The 17,987-nt window shown below is 30.5% G+C and carries 23 protein-coding genes; 8 read left to right on the top strand and 15 right to left on the bottom strand.

All coding sequences use genetic code 11. From position 1 onward, the window contains the following. Positions 1-174: 174 nt before the first annotated feature. The 5 genes from KPL50_RS24200 to KPL50_RS27270 form a co-directional block, all read right to left on the bottom strand. On the bottom strand, positions 175-837 hold the full coding sequence (locus KPL50_RS24200) for a GyrI-like domain-containing protein (protein WP_216301062.1): 663 nt from the start codon (positions 835-837) through the stop codon (positions 175-177). 41 nt (positions 838-878) lie between these two features. Then, positions 879-1,418 carry a GNAT family N-acetyltransferase gene (locus tag KPL50_RS24195; RefSeq protein WP_216301061.1) on the bottom strand — a complete coding sequence of 180 codons (540 nt, stop codon included), beginning with the start codon at positions 1,416-1,418 and terminating at the stop codon, positions 879-881. Between the two features lie 38 nt (positions 1,419-1,456). Further along, the gene (locus tag KPL50_RS24190) at positions 1,457-2,620 is read right to left on the bottom strand and encodes an MFS transporter (RefSeq protein WP_216301060.1); all 1,164 of its coding nucleotides are present in this window, start codon (positions 2,618-2,620) and stop codon (positions 1,457-1,459) included. Between the two features lie 354 nt (positions 2,621-2,974). Beyond that, positions 2,975-3,202, bottom strand: coding sequence for a hypothetical protein (locus tag KPL50_RS24185; RefSeq protein WP_216301059.1), 228 nt, complete (start codon positions 3,200-3,202; stop codon positions 2,975-2,977). Positions 3,203-3,866: 664 nt separating this feature from the next. Further along, entirely contained in the window at positions 3,867-4,007 is a 141-nt protein-coding gene (locus KPL50_RS27270; protein ID WP_253200795.1) for a hypothetical protein, read from the bottom strand. Here KPL50_RS27270 and KPL50_RS27265 point away from each other — a divergent pair. Continuing rightward, positions 3,988-4,527, top strand: coding sequence for a GGDEF domain-containing protein (locus tag KPL50_RS27265; RefSeq protein ID WP_309245216.1), 540 nt, complete (start codon positions 3,988-3,990; stop codon positions 4,525-4,527). The genes KPL50_RS27270 and KPL50_RS27265 overlap by 20 nt on opposite strands. Before the next feature lie 174 nt (positions 4,528-4,701). Here KPL50_RS27265 and rlmH read toward each other — a convergent pair whose 3' ends face one another. The 10 genes from rlmH to KPL50_RS24130 all read right to left on the bottom strand — a co-directional run bounded on the left by rlmH (position 4,702) and on the right by KPL50_RS24130 (position 12,403). Continuing rightward, entirely contained in the window at positions 4,702-5,181 is a 480-nt protein-coding gene (gene rlmH, locus KPL50_RS24175) for a 23S rRNA (pseudouridine(1915)-N(3))-methyltransferase RlmH (protein ID WP_216301057.1), read from the bottom strand. Between the two features lie 118 nt (positions 5,182-5,299). Continuing rightward, positions 5,300-6,097, bottom strand: coding sequence for an ABC transporter permease subunit (locus tag KPL50_RS24170; RefSeq protein ID WP_216301056.1), 798 nt, complete (start codon positions 6,095-6,097; stop codon positions 5,300-5,302). A 48-nt stretch (positions 6,098-6,145) separates the two neighbouring features. After that, on the bottom strand, positions 6,146-6,943 hold the full coding sequence (locus tag KPL50_RS24165) for an ABC transporter permease subunit (protein ID WP_216301055.1): 798 nt from the start codon (positions 6,941-6,943) through the stop codon (positions 6,146-6,148). A gap of 5 nt (positions 6,944-6,948) precedes the next feature. Then, complete coding sequence (locus KPL50_RS24160; RefSeq protein WP_216301054.1) at positions 6,949-7,833, bottom strand: ABC transporter ATP-binding protein; 885 nt, start codon at positions 7,831-7,833, stop codon at positions 6,949-6,951. 68 nt (positions 7,834-7,901) lie between these two features. Then, positions 7,902-8,525: a TetR/AcrR family transcriptional regulator gene (locus KPL50_RS24155; protein ID WP_216301053.1), complete on the bottom strand. Its 624-nt coding sequence runs from the start codon at positions 8,523-8,525 to the stop codon at positions 7,902-7,904. A gap of 243 nt (positions 8,526-8,768) precedes the next feature. Then, positions 8,769-9,266: an SEC-C metal-binding domain-containing protein gene (locus tag KPL50_RS24150; RefSeq protein WP_216301052.1), complete on the bottom strand. Its 498-nt coding sequence runs from the start codon at positions 9,264-9,266 to the stop codon at positions 8,769-8,771. A gap of 123 nt (positions 9,267-9,389) precedes the next feature. Continuing rightward, positions 9,390-9,953, bottom strand: a complete 564-nt coding sequence (locus KPL50_RS24145) for a GerMN domain-containing protein (protein WP_216301051.1) — start codon at positions 9,951-9,953, stop codon at positions 9,390-9,392. 14 nt (positions 9,954-9,967) lie between these two features. After that, positions 9,968-10,753: an MBL fold metallo-hydrolase gene (locus KPL50_RS24140; RefSeq protein ID WP_216301050.1), complete on the bottom strand. Its 786-nt coding sequence runs from the start codon at positions 10,751-10,753 to the stop codon at positions 9,968-9,970. Positions 10,754-10,778: 25 nt separating this feature from the next. Further along, positions 10,779-12,035, bottom strand: coding sequence for a UDP-N-acetylglucosamine 1-carboxyvinyltransferase (locus KPL50_RS24135; protein WP_216301049.1), 1,257 nt, complete (start codon positions 12,033-12,035; stop codon positions 10,779-10,781). Positions 12,036-12,244: 209 nt separating this feature from the next. Next, positions 12,245-12,403 (bottom strand): DUF1540 domain-containing protein, encoded by a 159-nt coding sequence (locus tag KPL50_RS24130; RefSeq protein ID WP_216301048.1) that lies wholly within the window; start codon positions 12,401-12,403, stop codon positions 12,245-12,247. A 192-nt stretch (positions 12,404-12,595) separates the two neighbouring features. Between KPL50_RS24130 and KPL50_RS24125 the strand changes: the two genes are divergently transcribed. The 7 genes from KPL50_RS24125 to KPL50_RS24095 all read left to right on the top strand — a co-directional run bounded on the left by KPL50_RS24125 (position 12,596) and on the right by KPL50_RS24095 (position 17,957). Continuing rightward, on the top strand, positions 12,596-13,144 hold the full coding sequence (locus KPL50_RS24125; RefSeq protein WP_216301047.1) for a hypothetical protein: 549 nt from the start codon (positions 12,596-12,598) through the stop codon (positions 13,142-13,144). Positions 13,145-13,182: 38 nt separating this feature from the next. Further along, positions 13,183-13,731 (top strand): 2'-5' RNA ligase family protein, encoded by a 549-nt coding sequence (locus KPL50_RS24120; RefSeq protein WP_216301046.1) that lies wholly within the window; start codon positions 13,183-13,185, stop codon positions 13,729-13,731. A gap of 33 nt (positions 13,732-13,764) precedes the next feature. Further along, entirely contained in the window at positions 13,765-14,250 is a 486-nt protein-coding gene (locus KPL50_RS24115; protein ID WP_216301045.1) for a dUTP diphosphatase, read from the top strand. Positions 14,251-14,360: 110 nt separating this feature from the next. Beyond that, complete coding sequence (locus KPL50_RS24110) at positions 14,361-14,789, top strand: DMT family transporter (RefSeq protein ID WP_375372959.1); 429 nt, start codon at positions 14,361-14,363, stop codon at positions 14,787-14,789. Between the two features lie 165 nt (positions 14,790-14,954). Further along, positions 14,955-15,860 carry a selenium metabolism-associated LysR family transcriptional regulator gene (locus KPL50_RS24105; RefSeq protein ID WP_216301044.1) on the top strand — a complete coding sequence of 302 codons (906 nt, stop codon included), beginning with the start codon at positions 14,955-14,957 and terminating at the stop codon, positions 15,858-15,860. 108 nt (positions 15,861-15,968) lie between these two features. Continuing rightward, positions 15,969-17,162, top strand: coding sequence for a S8 family serine peptidase (locus KPL50_RS24100; RefSeq protein WP_216301043.1), 1,194 nt, complete (start codon positions 15,969-15,971; stop codon positions 17,160-17,162). Between the two features lie 282 nt (positions 17,163-17,444). Continuing rightward, positions 17,445-17,957 (top strand): ferritin, encoded by a 513-nt coding sequence (locus tag KPL50_RS24095; RefSeq protein WP_216301042.1) that lies wholly within the window; start codon positions 17,445-17,447, stop codon positions 17,955-17,957. Positions 17,958-17,987: the final 30 nt, after the last annotated feature.

The raw sequence follows: 17,987 nt of genomic DNA, 5'->3' as shown, positions 1-17,987 counted from the left end.
TAACTATTCCTCCTCACTTAATTATTAGATATTATTTCCACAAATACCATTAGTTAATACAAAAAAAATAATGTAGCTAGATTTGTTTACACAAATCTAGCTACATTCCCTAAATGGCAAAAAATGATACGAGTAGATTTGTGTAACCAAATCTACTCGTATACCCTAATGCGTTTAATCCAGCCTAACAACAGGATGCCTTAAAACAGTTTTAAGCTTTTCAGGAGCTGTTTTTCTTGGGTCTGATAAATAAATCTCATGGTGTCTACGTATCCGTCCATTAATTTCAACAGATGAAATTGCATTTTTTAAGTTATTCTCACTTATATAATTTTCAATGAGTTTAATTGTTTTTGGTTCATCATCGAATGGTCCAATGTGCATCATTTGAACACATAATCCCTCACTAAAATTTTCAAGATATGCCTTTGAAGTATCAATTAGCGTTTTTTTTCTTTTAAGTTCTTCGCATGCCCATTGAAATACTTCTTTAGTCACAAATTCTGGTTGCCTAATCATTGAAGTCCAAGAAAATTTGCTCTTTTGCGTAAAGTCCATGGTTTTTTCTTCAATCCACCATAATCCCTCTAGTGGTGGAACTACATAGTCAAAATAATCTTTCGGCTCGCAGTCATTTTTTTTACTCATTTTTATTGTATAAGACAATCCATATAAAAGTTCTACCGCCTTTTGATATTCTCCACCGGAATCATTTGGATTACCACTTCCATTTACCATAATAAATTTCATAGCAGGTACATCTACCACATTTGGCTTTTGCTTTGGTAAATATAACTCCTTATACTCTTTCTTATAATCTAGTTTTTCTGTAGCCATCTTTTATACCTCCTCAATTGGAATAAATATTTAACGTCATATTATGCCCTTCCCATGATAACTGTATTATAATAGCTTCCATCTTTATGAATACGGTCCCTTATTAATAACCCTTCTTCTACAAATCCATATCTTATATATAATTGAATTGCTTTTGTATTTGTTTGTACCACAGTTAATGAAATCTTTTCAATCTCCACAGTATCTGCCCATATCAAAATATTTTCTAGTAGTACTTTACCAATTCCCAGGCCCCAGTATTCCTTTGATATACATATTCCAAACTCTGCTTTATGTCTAAATCTACTTAATTTACTTCCTTCTAAGCGGGTAAATCCAACAATTTTACCTTCTACCTCTGAAACTAAAAATATAGTTTTTTCTTTTATTGAATCTTCATAAATAAGTTTTTCAAAATCTTCTGGCGTTAATAACCCTTCACCAGATTCCCTATCAAGATTTTCTGTTTCTCCATCAATTTTAACCCTTAATTTTGATAATTCAATTGCATCATATCTTGTTGGACAACGGAGTATCCATGTTAGACTTTTACCTTCTATACTTTTCTTTTCAATAATCATACATTACCTCCAGCAGTATTATTAAAATAAGTTCATACCTAGCCATGGTAAACCCTTGGATTTTCTTTGACACTTTTTTTCTTATAGACAAACAATAATATATAAGCACAAACACACATACCCACACAAGCTATAAATGCTGATGAAGTAGAAATATCCGCTGTCTTACCAATAATCACATTAACTCCTGCTCCAGTTAAATCACCAAACATAGCAAATACTGATAAAAGAGTCGCCCTATCAATAGTACTTATGCTTTTATTCTCAATATCTAAAACTATAGGAGAAATTATAGCTGCGCTGCCACAGATAAAAATTATTGAAAGTATAGTTAGTGTAGCATTAGATGTAAATACAAGTGTTATACAACATATAATAATAATACTATATAAAACTTGAATGCTTCTGTTTTTGCCTAGCTTATTACTTAATTTATAGGCTTTAATTGAGCTTAATCTAACTAATTGTATAACAACCGCCAATATTCCAAAATATTTAATATTTATTCCCGAGCGTACATATTGTGATTGATTTAAAAATACACCTACTACTTGAACTACTTCATTTATTAATGCAAAGGAAATTACCAATATTATAATACTTTTGTTTTTAAACGCTGTTAGTAAACTTTGTTTAAACTTAGGCTTTTTTTCCTGCTTCACATTAACCTCTTTTAGAAACAGTGTTAATACTGCCGCCCCTGCATAAGGTATAATAGTCCAAAATGCAGTATTATCCATGGATTTTTTTACTAGTATTGAAAACATAATTGAGGCAATTAAATAACCACCAGTTGAAAATGCATTATATCTACCAAATACTTTTTCGCTCTCATCTTGCTTTACCGATGAATATAGTAGCGCAATGTCACACCCTGAAATTCCGGCTAAGGATACTGATAATAACACTCGTTCTAAAAAAAACATTCCAAAGGAATTTGCCTTATAAAAAATTATTTTTGATATGAAAAATATAAAATTTGAAATAATAAGCGTTTTTTTATACCCAAATTTATCTGCAAACCATCCCCATGGAATTTCAAAAATAATCATTAAAATCCATGATATAGATTCTATTAAAAACATATTAGACAAAGATAAGTTTTTACTTTGCCTATATAATGTAGCAATCGGTCCATAAAAAACAAACCCCTGTAGGAATACAATAATATACATTAAATAAACATTGGCCTTTTTATTCACTTTTAACACACCTCCAAAGTTGCACAACAAAAAAACCTTTTTAAAAGGTTAATTTTGAAATATCTTGTAACTTCATTCTGTGTTAAATTGGTCTGAACATTTGCCTCTCTCCTTAAAAATCAAATTCATTTTAATCATTTTATCATATTTTCAATGCAAATATTACTATTATTGTAAATTTATTAATTTTAACGAGATATTGGAAATTGTATTGCTAAACAATTTCCAATATCTTTAAAAAGAATTCAAACTCTAAAGATCAATAGTTTAAAAGAAGTCTCCGTTATTTATGGTACTGTTCACCATAACTAGTATAGCGTTGACTTTTTTTATATCTTATTACAAATATGAATTTTATTTTATTAGCATCATAATTCTCAATATTATTACTACCATAATTACTACATAATTTAATAGTGAAATTATCATTTTTTGCACTACTAATGCGTTATTTTTTGTCACAATTAACTTTATATTTATAATTACTAGATATATTTGCTTTAACCCTTTAGTATCCTCATTAGAATTTACAGTTGAACTATCAAAAAATTCTAGTAATATCACCGCTCCTATAATTTTCAAAATTAAAGATTCTATTCGGATAACCGAAATATATTATATAGTCTTTATCGACAAATTAGCTTCTTAAACTACATATAGTATAATATATGTGCATAATTAATGGAGGTTGAACTTACGTGAAAATTACTTTTAAAACGATCTTGTCACATATTACTTATATTTTTATTCTTTTGGGATGTTATTTTTTGATTGAAAAAATTCCTTCATTCGCACCTCCTGTTATCCTTGTTATTAAGAATTCTTCATATATTATATTTGTGTTAGGCATCATCCTAAGCATTAGATTTAATCAAGGGAGGGTTTTCCTCATAATTTTGCTGCTTACCTTATTTGAATTGTTTTTAAACTATTATCCAGGATTGTCAATAAACATCACATCTTATTCTCAGGTCCTTTATCCCGTGATGTGCATGCTTATACCTCTTAACATCGTTACTTTCTCGTACTTAAAGGAAAGAGGCATATTCTCCTTATGGGGAAAAATACGTATCTCCTTTATACTAATTGAGCTGTTTGTTATATATAAAATCGCTGTGTCTAATGATCCGTCAATACAAAATATTTTGAATTATAAATTCATAAATCTCCCTTTAGAGAAAACTATTATGCATCAAATAGCTTTGCTAATATTCCTTTTAACGCTGATATTTTTTATAATAAAAGCCTATGTCAAAAATAGTGTCTTTGAAGTACGATTAGTTGGTGTTATTATTTCTGTTTTCACAGCCCTCTTTTTCATTAATGATAAGATATCTTTTTCTATATATCTAAGTGCCGCCGGTTTAATGTTAATTATCAGCATCATTGAGGACTCCTACTCAATGGCCTATCTTGATGAGCTTACGGGAATCCCTTCCCGCCGCGCCCTTAGGGAGGACTTGATGAAACTAGGAAATAAATATGTTATTGCAATGGTAGATATTGATTTTTTTAAAAAATTCAATGATACATATGGACATGATGTTGGGGATGATGTTTTAAAATTGGTAGCTTCTAATTTAATGCAAGTCACAGGCGGTGGGAAAGCCTTTCGTTATGGGGGGGAAGAATTTACAATACTGTTTCCAGGTAAAGCTATAAATGACGTAATACCACATTTGGAAACCTTACGTGAGCAAGTATCCAAATCAGGCTACACCAGAAAACCCTCAAAAGCTCAAAGTTCAAAATCAAAACGCGGGAATTCAATCCAGTTATTTGTTAATATAAGCATCGGAGTATGTGAGAAAAGCAGTAAATACAAAAACTCTAGCGATGTAATGAAAGGATCCGACAAAGCCCTGTACAGAGCTAAGAAAAAAGGACGAAACCGTGTCAGTAAATAACAGCTGCTTATTGTTTATTTTTCCTCATAAAAAAGATTTCAGCAAAAGCGCTGAAACCTTTTTTTATTGGCGGTGAAAAAGAGATTGGAACTCTCGGAAGGTCATAACCCATTCGCTTGTTTTCCAAACATAATCAAGTATTCTAAATAATACAATTTCCTCAAAAGGTCTACGTTATTTGTGGTACGGTTCCCCACTTATTATCCTAAACCCTCTATAAATCTGTTCTAGCAACATCACTCTAAATAATTGATGTGGAAAAGTCATCTTCGAAAAACATAATTTATAATTGGTTCTTTCTAAAACAGCCTTAGATAACCCCAGTGAACCCCCAATGACAAAAGCTATATTACTCTCGCCCCTTACGCCTAAGTCCATTATGTAGCTTGACAGCTCCTCTGAAGATAACATATTTCCCTTTAGCTCTAGAGCAATTACGAACATATTATCCTTTATGCTTTTTAAAATTGCCTCTCCTTCTTTTTCTTTTATTATAATCTCTTCTTTTTCCGAGGCATTATCTGGAGTTTTCTCATCACTTAATTCAACTATGCTCAGTTTGCAGTATCGAGATAGTCTTTTTGTATATTCATCTATAGCACTTTTTAAATATTTCTCTTTTATTTTTCCTACGCAAATAATAGTAATGTTCATTGTAAGTCTCCTTTGTTTAAATTACATTGTAATTATCATACCTATAATATATCATTTATAAACTTAAAACAAATAACATGGAGCAAAGCCCCATGTTATACACATTTTTTTATCACTACTATATACTCAAATCCCTTTTTTCATAAAAAGTATATGTAATGCACAACATTACTGAAATAATTATAATTGATAATATTAGATAGCTCCATTGAAGTCCACCGCCAGACATTAAGTTTTTAGCTTCATAATATTTAAATGGCGTAAGATATTTGAGATTTTCAAGCTTACTGTTTATGTCTATTGCTACAGATAATATAAACGTAATTAACAGAACTGCTGTAGATATAGATGTAGCAGTCTTCGGGTTTTTGCTTACAGCAGCTACGGCTGTGCCAATAAGCATAAATATAAGCTGCATAATAAGCATCCCAATCATTAATATTACTATATCTGCACTTACTGCTTCCCCTTTGCTGTATTTTCCCACTATAACTATTGAAGAAACCAAAGTTATAATATTAAATATCAAAATATTCATTGTGGCAGCCAATAATTTTGATGTTATGACTTTATTTCTTGAAATAGGTTTTGCAAGTAGAAACTCTGCGGTCTTATCTCTTTCTTCCTTTGAAATTATGTCAGCTCCCAGCATAGCAGCATGAATTGTTGCCATAAGCACTAGGTATAAAAACAGAACTCCATAATAACCACTGGCCTTTGACAAGTCTAAAGTGCCTATGCCAATCATAGCTAGCATAGATTTGGGCATTTGAGCCAATAAATCATTCATAGATTGACCCGAGGATGATAACGCAACAAATTTACCCATACCAGCTGCAACCATAAATAGTATGCCAAAAGCCCATATAATAAGGCTTTTTCTATGAGCCCTCATCTCTATAATAAATATATTCATGAACTAACCCCCTTATATTCCTAAATAATCATTAACTATTAATAATAATTAAACTGCATGGACATCCTTTTTAGAATATACAAAATAACTGGCTGAAATTGCTACAATAACAAACACTATTTCTATTACAATAAATGAAACCTCGTAACTAGAATTTTTCATAATATAGTTTGTGTCGAAATACTTAAAGGGCGTAATATATCGTATAGCATCGTCCCCAGTACTAGATGAAAACATACCAATAATAAAAAATGTGAATACCGTGCCAAGGGAAATAGGTAGTACAGATTTTATCTTGGAAGCAACAACAGAAACTATAACTCCAAGTGATAGAAATATAAGCTGGACGAAAAATAGTGTAATAGAAAGTAAAAAGAATATTTTGTAACTATAATCACTTGTTTTTACAATGGATGCCATAAGACTAGCAACCACTAGGTAAATTGCATTGGTAATTATTAGACAGGTTAATGCAGCTAAAAGCTTTGATGTCATAACCTTGCTGCGAGTAACTGGTTTCGTTAAAAGAAAATCTGCTGTTTTCTCCCGGACTTCCTTTGATACAATTGCTGTACCTAGATTCATAGCTTGAATTGCACCACAAAGTGTTAAATATAAAAATGTATAGGAGTAAAAGCCTAAGATAGAGGACATGCTATCTACAGAGATTCCCAATGCTTTTCTTACTGGCTCTGGAAATCCTTCCATTACTTTTTTAAACGATTCAACGTCCTTTGAAAAAGTAGGATACATTGACAAGAAAAATACAACAAGCGCAACTAAAGAGAAGGTCCATATAATAGTGGATTTTCTATAAGCCTTTAATTCATGTAGAAACATATTCATAGCTTTTAGTCCGCCTTTGTGTAATAATGCATAAATATCTCTTCAAGGTCTGGCTCTTCAATCCAAAGATTTGTTATATCTATTTCAGAAATTTTCTTCATTATAAAATTAATATTACCTCTAAATAAAAAGCTTATCGTGTTACCCTTTATATCTAAAGCGCTGACACCACTTATTTTAAAATAATTATCCTCTATTTTTGATTTAACTTGTATTTTGAATTTTTTATGGTTACTCTCTTGAAGCGTACTAATCTTTTCAACCTTTATGATTTTCCCCTCTTTAATAATCGCAACACGATTACATAATCTTTGAACCTCGCTTAAAATATGAGATGAAAGTAAAATTGTTGCACCCTTTTTATTCTCTTGTTCAAGTAAATCAAAGAATTTCTGCTGCATAAGCGGATCAAGTCCACTTGTAGGTTCATCGAGTATAATGAGTTTAGGTGAGTGAAGTAGTCCTTGGACGATTCCAACCTTCTTTTTGTTACCATAAGATAAATCATCAATTTTCTTATTAAGGTCAAGATCCATTATCTCAGCTAGTTCTGTAATTCTCTTACTGCAATCTTTCTTGTAAAAACTAGCGGAATACTTTAGAAGTTCACTAACCTTCATATTGTCATAATAAAAGACCTCTGATGGTAGATACCCTATTTCCTTCTTTATCTCAGGGCCAAATTTAACGCAGTCCTTACCAAAAATTGTAGCACTACCAGACGTCGGATAAATTAGAGATAATAGTGTTCTTATTGTTGTTGATTTTCCTGCACCATTAGGTCCAATAAATCCGAAAATTTCTCCCTTTTCAACATTAAAACTCACATCTGTAATTCCCCTTGCCTTGCCATAATTTTTAGTCAGTTTTTTGATTTCAATAACATTCATTTTTTAACCCCCCATGTAATTTTTTGTGTTCATTTAAAAATTTTTTTTCAATTGCCTTAGCCTTAAAATTATTTATAAAAACAATTTTTGAATATATCTATATAAATATCCATCTCATGAAAAACTTTTTCATAGTCCATCCTTTTAGATTCAGATACCTTTGCCTTTTCTAGTTCACTTGTGCCAAATCCCTCAAGTGTCCACATTATAATATTGATAGCCCTATTTACATCAACTCCATCACTGAATTTTGACTTATCAATATTATTAAATACTTTGCTATAGTTACTCTCAGCAAGCCTTTTCTTTCTCTCTTCTATTTCGTTTTTTACCTCAGTACTTTCCTCACCTATGGCTAATTCAAAAAATTTAAAAATCCCAGGATATTTGTGCACAAGCTCCAGTTTAAATAATGATATTTGACGTAATTTTTCAAAAAAATCTTTCTCCTCCAAATCAACTTTATCAAAAAACTCATCCATACAAACTTCTACAGAATGATCAAACACAAACAAAAAAAGCTTTTTCTTGTTTTGGAAGTAATGAAATAAAATCCCCTTTGATATTCCCGCTTCTTTTACAATCTCATTTGTGGATGCTTTCTCAAAACCTTTATCTGCAAATTCCACAATGGATGCCTGCAATATTCTCTCCTGTTTTTCTGGCTTTAAGTTTAAAAACTTTGAAAACATATTTTTCATCCTCTTTCTTAATTTAGCATTTATTTATGAGCCATTATGATCCGTATAATAATATTGTATCACTATTGACCACATTGGTCAATATCCTTTTTATGTATATTTTCTTCTTACTGAATCATTAAAATTTATCTATAATGACAAAAAACAAAAAAACCTCACACAAAGGTGCAAGGCTTTATTTATAACTATTCAACTATTCAAATAGTAATTGAATAGTTATAATTATAATAGAAATTATTTTCCGCAACATTTTTTATATTTTTTCCCACTTCCGCAAGTGCATGAATCATTTCTTCCAACTTTATCAGCATTAACTACTGTTTTGGAATCTTTATAAGCTCTTTGAATTTCTTTTCTCTTTTCTTTTGAGAAAATCCCTTCCCATTGTGGAAGCTCATATAGATAGTCTGCTTTTGCGTCTAGCATATTAAAATAAAGTTTTTCATAGTCTATTTTAAAATCTACTTCAGTGCCCGCCTCAGTTTTTTCTAGTTCTATTGATTCTAAAAGACTATCATTTATCCCATCAGTAAAGCCCATAAAGTATATGTTAGACACATCAAAGTGCTTAGCAAGCTCTCCTAATGTACCTTTAACTTCATCTTTATGGTTTGATAATAATTTAGTATAAATACGTTTTTCAACCTCTCCGTATTCTTGCCAAAACGCAGGTTCTCCTCTACGTTTAACATAATCAACCACCATATCTGTCCATTCTTTATATAAACTCATGTTCTATTCTCCTTCGAATCATAATATATTTTGTTATATTCCATCATTATAATAAAGATTTCATTAATTTTCAACATTTATGTTTAAATCTCTTAAATTATATGAATTTTTAACAGTTAGCTTCTATTTTTTTATTGGTACTATTTCAACTTTATTAAAGGGCTTGGATATATCAAAGTTTCCACCTATAGTATCAATATCTTTATTTTCCAATGTAATTTTTATTTTCTCTATAGATGACAATTGAGTTAATGATGCAGCTATACCTTCAAGGCAACTTTTTTCTTTTGCAACTGACATCTTTATTTTAGCTTCTTTGCTCAAATTAACATAAGCAATACTGTCTTTAATAGAAAAACTCAATAATCTGGTTTCTTTAGATAATATTGGTTTTAACTCACTTTTTACAGTAGGTCCTTTTATAAGTTCTTGCATAATAGCTTCACCAATAAGCTCTTCTTTATTGATAATTCTCTCATCCTTAACTACTTGTACATTAGAATCATCTTTAGTACCATCAAAATAAATACCAAATCGGATAAAGCCATCTTTTTCTAGGGGGAGTTTTAGATTTTCAAGTTTTTCCGTATTCGTCACACTTTTATTATCTTTTTTTTCGCACCCAAAAAATGCTACCGTTGAACTAACTAGCAATGAACATAATAATACTTTTACTACCTTTTTCATATTTGACCTCTCCTTTAAAAATCAATTACATCACTTGGCATGTCCCTTCTAGCTAAATCTAAAAAAATGTCCTTACCTATTTCTATATAATTATCTTTAAGTACATTAACCACTGTTTGATAGGCTAAGTCTGGAAAATTATTTGTTTTACTCAAATGGCCTAGAATAATACGCTTTTGTTTATCATTCATTATTTCTACTATCGCTTGTCCACATGCATCATTAGATAAATGGCCCACATCACTTAATATTCTTCTCTTTAATGGATATGGATAAGGACCAAATTTTACCATTTCAACATCATGATTACTTTCCAGTAGAATTACATCTGCATCTTTTATTATAGTCTTTACTGCTTCAGAAAAGTATCCTAAATCTGTAGCTATACATGCCTTCTTGTTTCCACTGTAAAAAGCGTATCCTATAGGATCTACAGCATCATGCGATATATTGAAATTCACTATATGCATATCTTTTATATCTTGAGAATTATTATTAATAATTTTTATATTATGTTCTTTTATATTACCTATTTTAGTCTCCATAGCTTTCCAAGTATTTTCATTAGCATATATTGGTATGTCATATCTTCTAGAAATAATTCCAGCACCTTTTATGTGGTCCGAATGTTCATGAGTAATGAAAATGCCATCAATTTCGCTAGGGTTTTGACTTATATGTTTAAGAGCACTTTCAATGCTTTTTCCTGGCATGCCAACATCCACTAAAATCTTTGTATTTTCTGACGCTACAAATACGCTATTTCCGCTACTTCCACTATACAATGGGCAAAAAATCATAATTATCTCCTTTAATTTTATATTGTTATACCTTTACCCTACTTATATCTGCCCCTATACTCCTGAATTTTTCTTCAATATTTGGGTACCCTCTATCAATATGCTCTATACCTAAAATTTCAGTAGTGCCCTCTGCTACAAGTCCTGCTATAACTAGTGCTGCTCCCGCTCTTAAATCTGATGCCGTCACCACTGCTCCTGTAAGTTTATCTACACCATCCACTGTAGCAATACTTCCTTCGACTTTTATGGTCGCGCCCATTTTTATTAATTCATCCACATGTTTAAATCTAGATTCCCAGATGCTTTCATTTATTATGCTTCTTCCCTCAGAAATACAAAGCAATGTATTCATTGGTTGTTGAACATCCGTTGGAAATCCTGGATAAGGTAGTGTCTTAATATTTACAGCCTTGAGTCTTCCTTTGGCTTTAACCGTAACACTATCTCCACCTTCATGTACCTCTGCTCCCATTTCCATGAGCTTTGCAGAAATTGATTCAAGATGTTTTGGAATAACATTATTTACAGTTACTTCACCACCACAAGCAGCGGCCGCTATCATAAAGGTACCTGCCTCAATTTGATCTGGAATTACACTATAGGTACATCCTGTTAATTCTTTTACACCTATGATTCTTATAACATCTGTACCTGCACCTTTAATATTAGCTCCCATAGAGTTTAAAAAGTTAGCTACGTCAACTACATGAGGTTCTTTTGCAGAATTTTCTAAAATAGTTGTACCTTCTGCAAGTGTAGCAGCCGCCATTACATTTATTGTTGCGCCTACACTTACAACATCAAAATAAATACTGGTTCCAATTAGTCTATCAGCCTGAACATTTACAGCACCATTCTCAATAGTCACAGTTGCTCCAAGTGCTTCAAACCCTTTTATATGTTGATCTATAGGTCTAACCCCTATAGGACAGCCCCCTGGAAGGTCTACTTTAGCCTTTTTAAACCTAGCTAAAAGTGCACCAATCAAGTAATAGGAAGCTCTCATCGCTCTTACATCTTCTGAATTAGCATCTATGCTGATTATATTTGTACTATCTATAGTAACTGAATCTTTTTTTCTTTTAATTTTACAACCTAAACCCTCTAATATTCTTTCAATACAATTTACATCTTCTATATCAGGAATATTTTCAATGATACACGTGCCCTTACTTGCAATTATAGCTACTGGTAAAATTGCTACTGCCGCATTTTTAGCACCACTTATTTCTACCTGACCAAGCATAGGTTTTCCACCATTAATTACCAATTTATCCATATTTGTATCATCCTCACTATATCTTAAATATTAAATTATTTTTATTTTTTTATATACATGACATTATAACATATTTAAATTATTTTTAACATTTATTTTAAAAATGATAAATTATATTATTTTTTTAGTATACACTTCTTCAAAATAGTCATGTTTTTTTTCATAATAATATAAAAATCACCCGGTTACCACGGGTGATTTTTATATTATTATGTTGTTTTAAAACTTCCGCAGTCTGTACATTCTTGTGTTTTAGCAATACTTTCATGTTTTATAACTTCGATTTTGTTTAAAGTACAATAATTATCATCTTTACAATGAAATTTACACTCATTTACTACACAACCTATACTATCGTTATGTTGCATATTAAAATCACCTCCTTATAATTAATTACAAAATTATTATTAGCATAATTAAAATTAATTATGCTAATAAACGGTGTATACATAAATTTACATAGAAAATACAAAACTAAAAAAATATGTTATAATATAGTTATAATTTAATCAAAATAATGTTAACCAATCTTGGTTATTAATTTTATTCGGAGGAAAAATATGAAATATTTTTTAGTTGCTTTATTTGACGATGGATCTAATGCTACAATTCAAAATATTCAAAGAGATATTTGTAGAAAATATAAACTATACAAAAGCTCTCCTAATCTTTATATATCCATATGTGCTATAACGAATCCCGATTTAGAAAAATTAGATGTAGTTGTTTCTAAATTTATGATTCCTTATAAAAAGTTTAAAGTTAATATAAACAATAGTATTAGTTTAACTGAAAACTTTACTCAAGTTAATCTTAAAGTTGAAGACAAAGGATATATTTATCGTTTAGCTAGAAGTATTACCGATACCTTAGATTTACATGGTTTTAACGTTAAGAGTGAGAACGATAATATAGATTTACGCATTCTGTTGGCTAATGCTAATCATATTATTAAAAAATCACATAATGGTGGAACAATTGCTATTGATTCTAATTTAGATAAGGACGTTTTTTTCAAGTTTGCAAAGGTTTGTAGGCTTGAGTTATGGAAACAGATTAGTAACAAAAAAGAAATGATAGTTAAGACTTATGATTTAAGAGAATATTAAAAAAATTAAATTATGTTTTAAGTTTGAGGGTGATATAAATGATTTACTACTTGGTTGGCTTGTTTGACAGTGATTCTTATAAGTATGTGGAATCTTTGCAAAAGACATTTTGTGAAAAGTATAGTCTCTATAGTTCTGGAACAAATTTACCTATGCTTCATATAACTTTAGAAATAATAACGAATCCCAATCTTTGCGATTTGGATGCTTCTTTAAAAAATATTTTAATGGATTATACTGAATTCCAAGTTGAATTAAATGGTGTAATATGTTTTGACCCTCCATTTAAATCTGTAAACTTAAACATTAATAATAGTGGTACCATATATGAATTATCTAAAAAAATAAATTCTATTTTAAAATCACAGGGCTTTAATGTTCGCGAACATATTGAAAATTGGAATTTACATATTTCACTAGCTAATACGGTTTTTGCTGATAGAGAGTGGTCTAATACAGAATATGAAGCAGCCTGTAATTTAGCTAAGGATGAGAACTTTTCAAAAACTATTACAGTCCGTAGCGTAGAGCTTTGGAAACCTATAAATGATAATGATGAAATGGTGGTTAAAAACTACATTCTATAAAATATATACTTCAGGAAAAAGGTGGTTTACAACATGAACTTACAGAGATTATTTCAGATGCAAGATGTTTTAGATAAACGAATCCAGTCAGAACATAACCTTGCAGGAGTACCCTTGTTACGAAAGAAAATACTATCCCTTCAAGTAGAACTAGGGGAGCTAGCAAATGAAACACGTTGTTTTAAGTTTTGGAGTACAAAAGCTCCTTCAAGCGCTGATGTAATTCTTGAGGAGTATGTTGATTGTCTGCATTTTATTTTAAGCATCGGACTAGAAAAAAACTTTGAAGATATTACTTTAAATACTAAATACATTACTTGTGAATTATCACAGCAGTTTTTAAACTTATATATAAATATTTCAGATTTTATAACCTGTTCCTCTATAGATAACTATATGAGTATTTTTCAGAATTTTTTAAGTTTAGGAAAAGATTTAGGGTTTTCCGTGGAAGATATTGAAAATGCATATTTGTATAAAAACAACATTAATCACGAAAGACAGGATAATGGATATTAACCTAGTACTTCTTTTGTTACAATATTAACAACTTCTGAAAGCTGATAATTATATTTTTTTAATATTACAATACATTCTGGGTAAACTAACCTAGAGGAGTGTGATTGTAATTGGGGTTAATATTTTCTATAGTTGCGGGTATCCTTATGAGTCTTCAAGGGGTTTTCAATACACGGGTAAGTGAAAAAATTGGACTTTGGGAAACTAACGTTTTAGTTCAAGGTACTGGGTTAATTCTCACCTTAATAATACTCCTTATTGCTGGTAATGGTAATTTTAGAAATATAAAAGAAGTGAATAAATTATACTTACTAGGAGGAGTACTAGGCGCTTTAATCATATTTTCTGTTATGAGAGGTATAACGAGCCTAGGGCCAACCTACTCCATTGCAACTATATTAGTTGCTCAACTTTTAGCTGCCGGTATAATTGATAGCTTTGGAATGTTTGGCGCGGAGCAAATTAAATTTGCTTTATCTAAATATATAGGCATCGGTGTAATGATTGTAGGTATAATAATATTTAAATGGAAAGGGTAATAAGCTCTTTCTATTTTTTCGAGAAATAAGTGTTATTTTTTTATCTTACCTATTGAAATTACCAATAGATACCCCCATAATTGTATATGAATGCATACATATTAAATTTTTAAGATAATTACTACCTACATAGATTTTTAACACATAAAACAAGGAGGATACTTTATGGATTTCAAACAGATCGAAGCCTTCATTAGTGTAGCCAGATTTAAAAGTTTTTCGAAAGCTGCTAATACAATTTTTTTATCCCAGCCTACAATAAGTTCTCATATAGCTAGCTTAGAAAGAGAATTAAATGTTCAACTTTTTGACAGAACATCTAAAGAAGTATACTTGACACCTGCTGGGCATTCCTTTTTAGAATATGCAATTAATATAATAAATACTCGAAATAATGCTGTTTCTAATCTTTCTAATTTTAATACTACAATATCTGGAAAATTAAATTTATCAGCTAGCACCACTCCCTGTAATTCATTAGTACCTACGCTTATAAAAAAATTCAGCCAGCTTTACCCCGATGTTCGATTTAATATTACGGAAGAAAGTTCTGGGAATATAATAAAAGACATAATAGACCTTCAGTGTGAAATTGCTATAGTTGGAAGCACCATTAAAAACGGGAAAATTAAAAGTTATAAGCTTATGGAAGATGATCTTGTTCTAATCTCTAGTCCAGACCTTAATATTCCTGATGAAATAACCTTAGTAGATTTACTAAAGTATAAGTTTATAATTAGAGGGAAAAACTCTGCAACTAGAAGTACTCTTGATACGGCTCTTGAGTCAAAGGCCATAAATCCTAATTTGTTAAACGTATTTTGTGAAGTGAATACTTTGGACAACCTCCTTCAATTTGTTAAACTGGGAACAGGCGTAGCTATTATTTCAGGCAAAATCTCCCTTGATTATATTGATAGTAATAAAATAAAGATAAGTAAAATTAAAGATTTACTTTTAAAAAGAAACCTATATTTGATTGTTAACTCAAAACGTACCTTGACTCCTATCGCTAATGCTTTCTTTAGCATGTGCAGTGAGATGTTTTCATTGATAGAAAATGAAGACTAAGAAGTATATATTGCTAAATTTATTTAGTAATATATACTTTTTTTTTATTAACATATTTTCAGAATTTGCATATACTATAATAATGTAACAATACCTTAGGAGGCATACATGTTTTCCTTGAAACATAAATTAGATCCTACCTTAAACCAAGCACTGCTGTCTAACCTATATGAGAACTATAGGGTAATAATATACTGCAAGTCCCTTGAAATTAAAACCATAGATAAGATTAAATCATTAAAGTGCGAAATCCTACGTCATATTCCGGTCGTAAACTGTATATGTGCTATATTAAACCCAAGCGCTATAGACCGATTACTAGAATATCCACAAGTCTCATATATAACTTTTGATTCTTATGCTCATTTGTGTGGCAATAGCATACTCTCATCTAATGGTATATCCTTTCAAAGTAACTATAACCTAACTGGTAAGGGCATTGGTGTTGGACTAGTTGATAGTGGTGTGTATCCACATGGCGACTTATTAAATCCCAGCAATAGGATTAGAAAATTCGCGGATGTTGTTAATAATATAAATTATCCTTATGATGATAATGGTCATGGCACCTTTATTAGTGGATTAATTTGTGGTAGTGGTCATGGATCAAAGGGTATGTACAAAGGTGTAGCAAGTTGTAGCCACCTTTATATGATTAAGGCCTTTGATAAGCTTGGGAAAGGTTTTATATCTGATATTTTATTTTCCATAGAAACCCTAATTAACGAGAGTAGTGAATTCAATATTAAAATAATTTGCCTTCCTTTTGAAACACTGGAACCTAATGAATTCGTTCTTTCACTGTTTTCAAAGCTATTTGACCTTGCAATATCAAAAGGGCTTGTAGTAATTGTTCCTAGCGGAAGTAGTAAAAGTGTTAAAAGTTCAATACGTGGCATAGCTACTCTTAGTAATTGTATAACTGTTGGTGGGTATGATAGCACTTCGGATCCAAAAATATATGAATATTCTTCCTGTGGTCCTTTTCAAAAACATGATAAACCCAATTTGATTTCTGCCTGTGTTGATATTTGTTCCTTGATCTCAGATACAAAATACATCTCTGAAAAGAATGGTATGAAGCTCTATCCTAGTCATATCACTAATTTATATACCACCTACACTGGAACTTCTTGCTCCGCGGCTTTTATAAGTGGTATATGTGCTCTGCTCTATGAAAATAATAGTGGTTTATGTTTCAAAGATACATTGGCATTGCTAAAAGTATCTTCAAGCTTAATAAATTTTCCCAAATATATGCAAGGTTCAGGAATTATAAATTTAGAAAAATTATTACCTTAAGCACATGAAAATAAATAATAAGTCGTATGCTAGCATATTTCACTTGTTATTTGTTTTTATGTGCCTTTATATTAATTTTGAACATTAGTTAATAATTTTTAAACATTAGTTAATAATATATACAGTATAATTTATTAGGTGTATAATAAAAGTATTCTTTAATATTGATAATTAAATAAAAATTATTATCAATACTCAGACAATATTGTATACTATTACGAATTTACGGTTTCAAGGGCCTAATTATTGTTTTTGCCCTAGAGGAACATGAGGAGGATTATTATGATAAGCGAAAAATTATTAAGTGAACTAAACAAACAAATAAACTTTGAGCTTTACTCTGCACACATTTATTTAGCTATGGCAGCTTACTGCGCTGCAGAAGATTTTGATGGTTTTTCTAATTGGTTTAAAGTTCAAGCCGAAGAAGAAAAATTTCATGCTATGAAATTTTATAATTATGTAAATGAAATGAATGGAAGAATAGTTCTAGAAGGGATGCCAGATCCTCAAAATGATTTTAAATCACTTCTTGAAGCTTTCCAAATATCATATAATCATGAGAAAATTGTAACTAGTAAAATTTACAATCTTACTGATATTGCTACAGAAGAAAGAGAACATGCTACTATAAGCTTACTTAAATGGTTTATTGATGAGCAAGTTGAGGAAGAATCTAGCTTTAGTGGCCTAATAAAAAGACTTGAAAGAATTAATGATGACCCTACAAGTCTTTATCTACTAGATACAGAGCTGGCAGCAAGGGTCTTTGTTCCACCTGTTACTACTAGATAAAATTTATAAATCCATGAAAGTAACATATAT

The organism is Clostridium sp. CF012, assembly GCF_018861755.1.
Taxonomy (GTDB): domain Bacteria; phylum Bacillota; class Clostridia; order Clostridiales; family Clostridiaceae; genus Clostridium_AD.
Note: the sequence above shows the minus strand (reverse complement) of the source record. Positions and strands in the feature narration are given on the sequence as shown.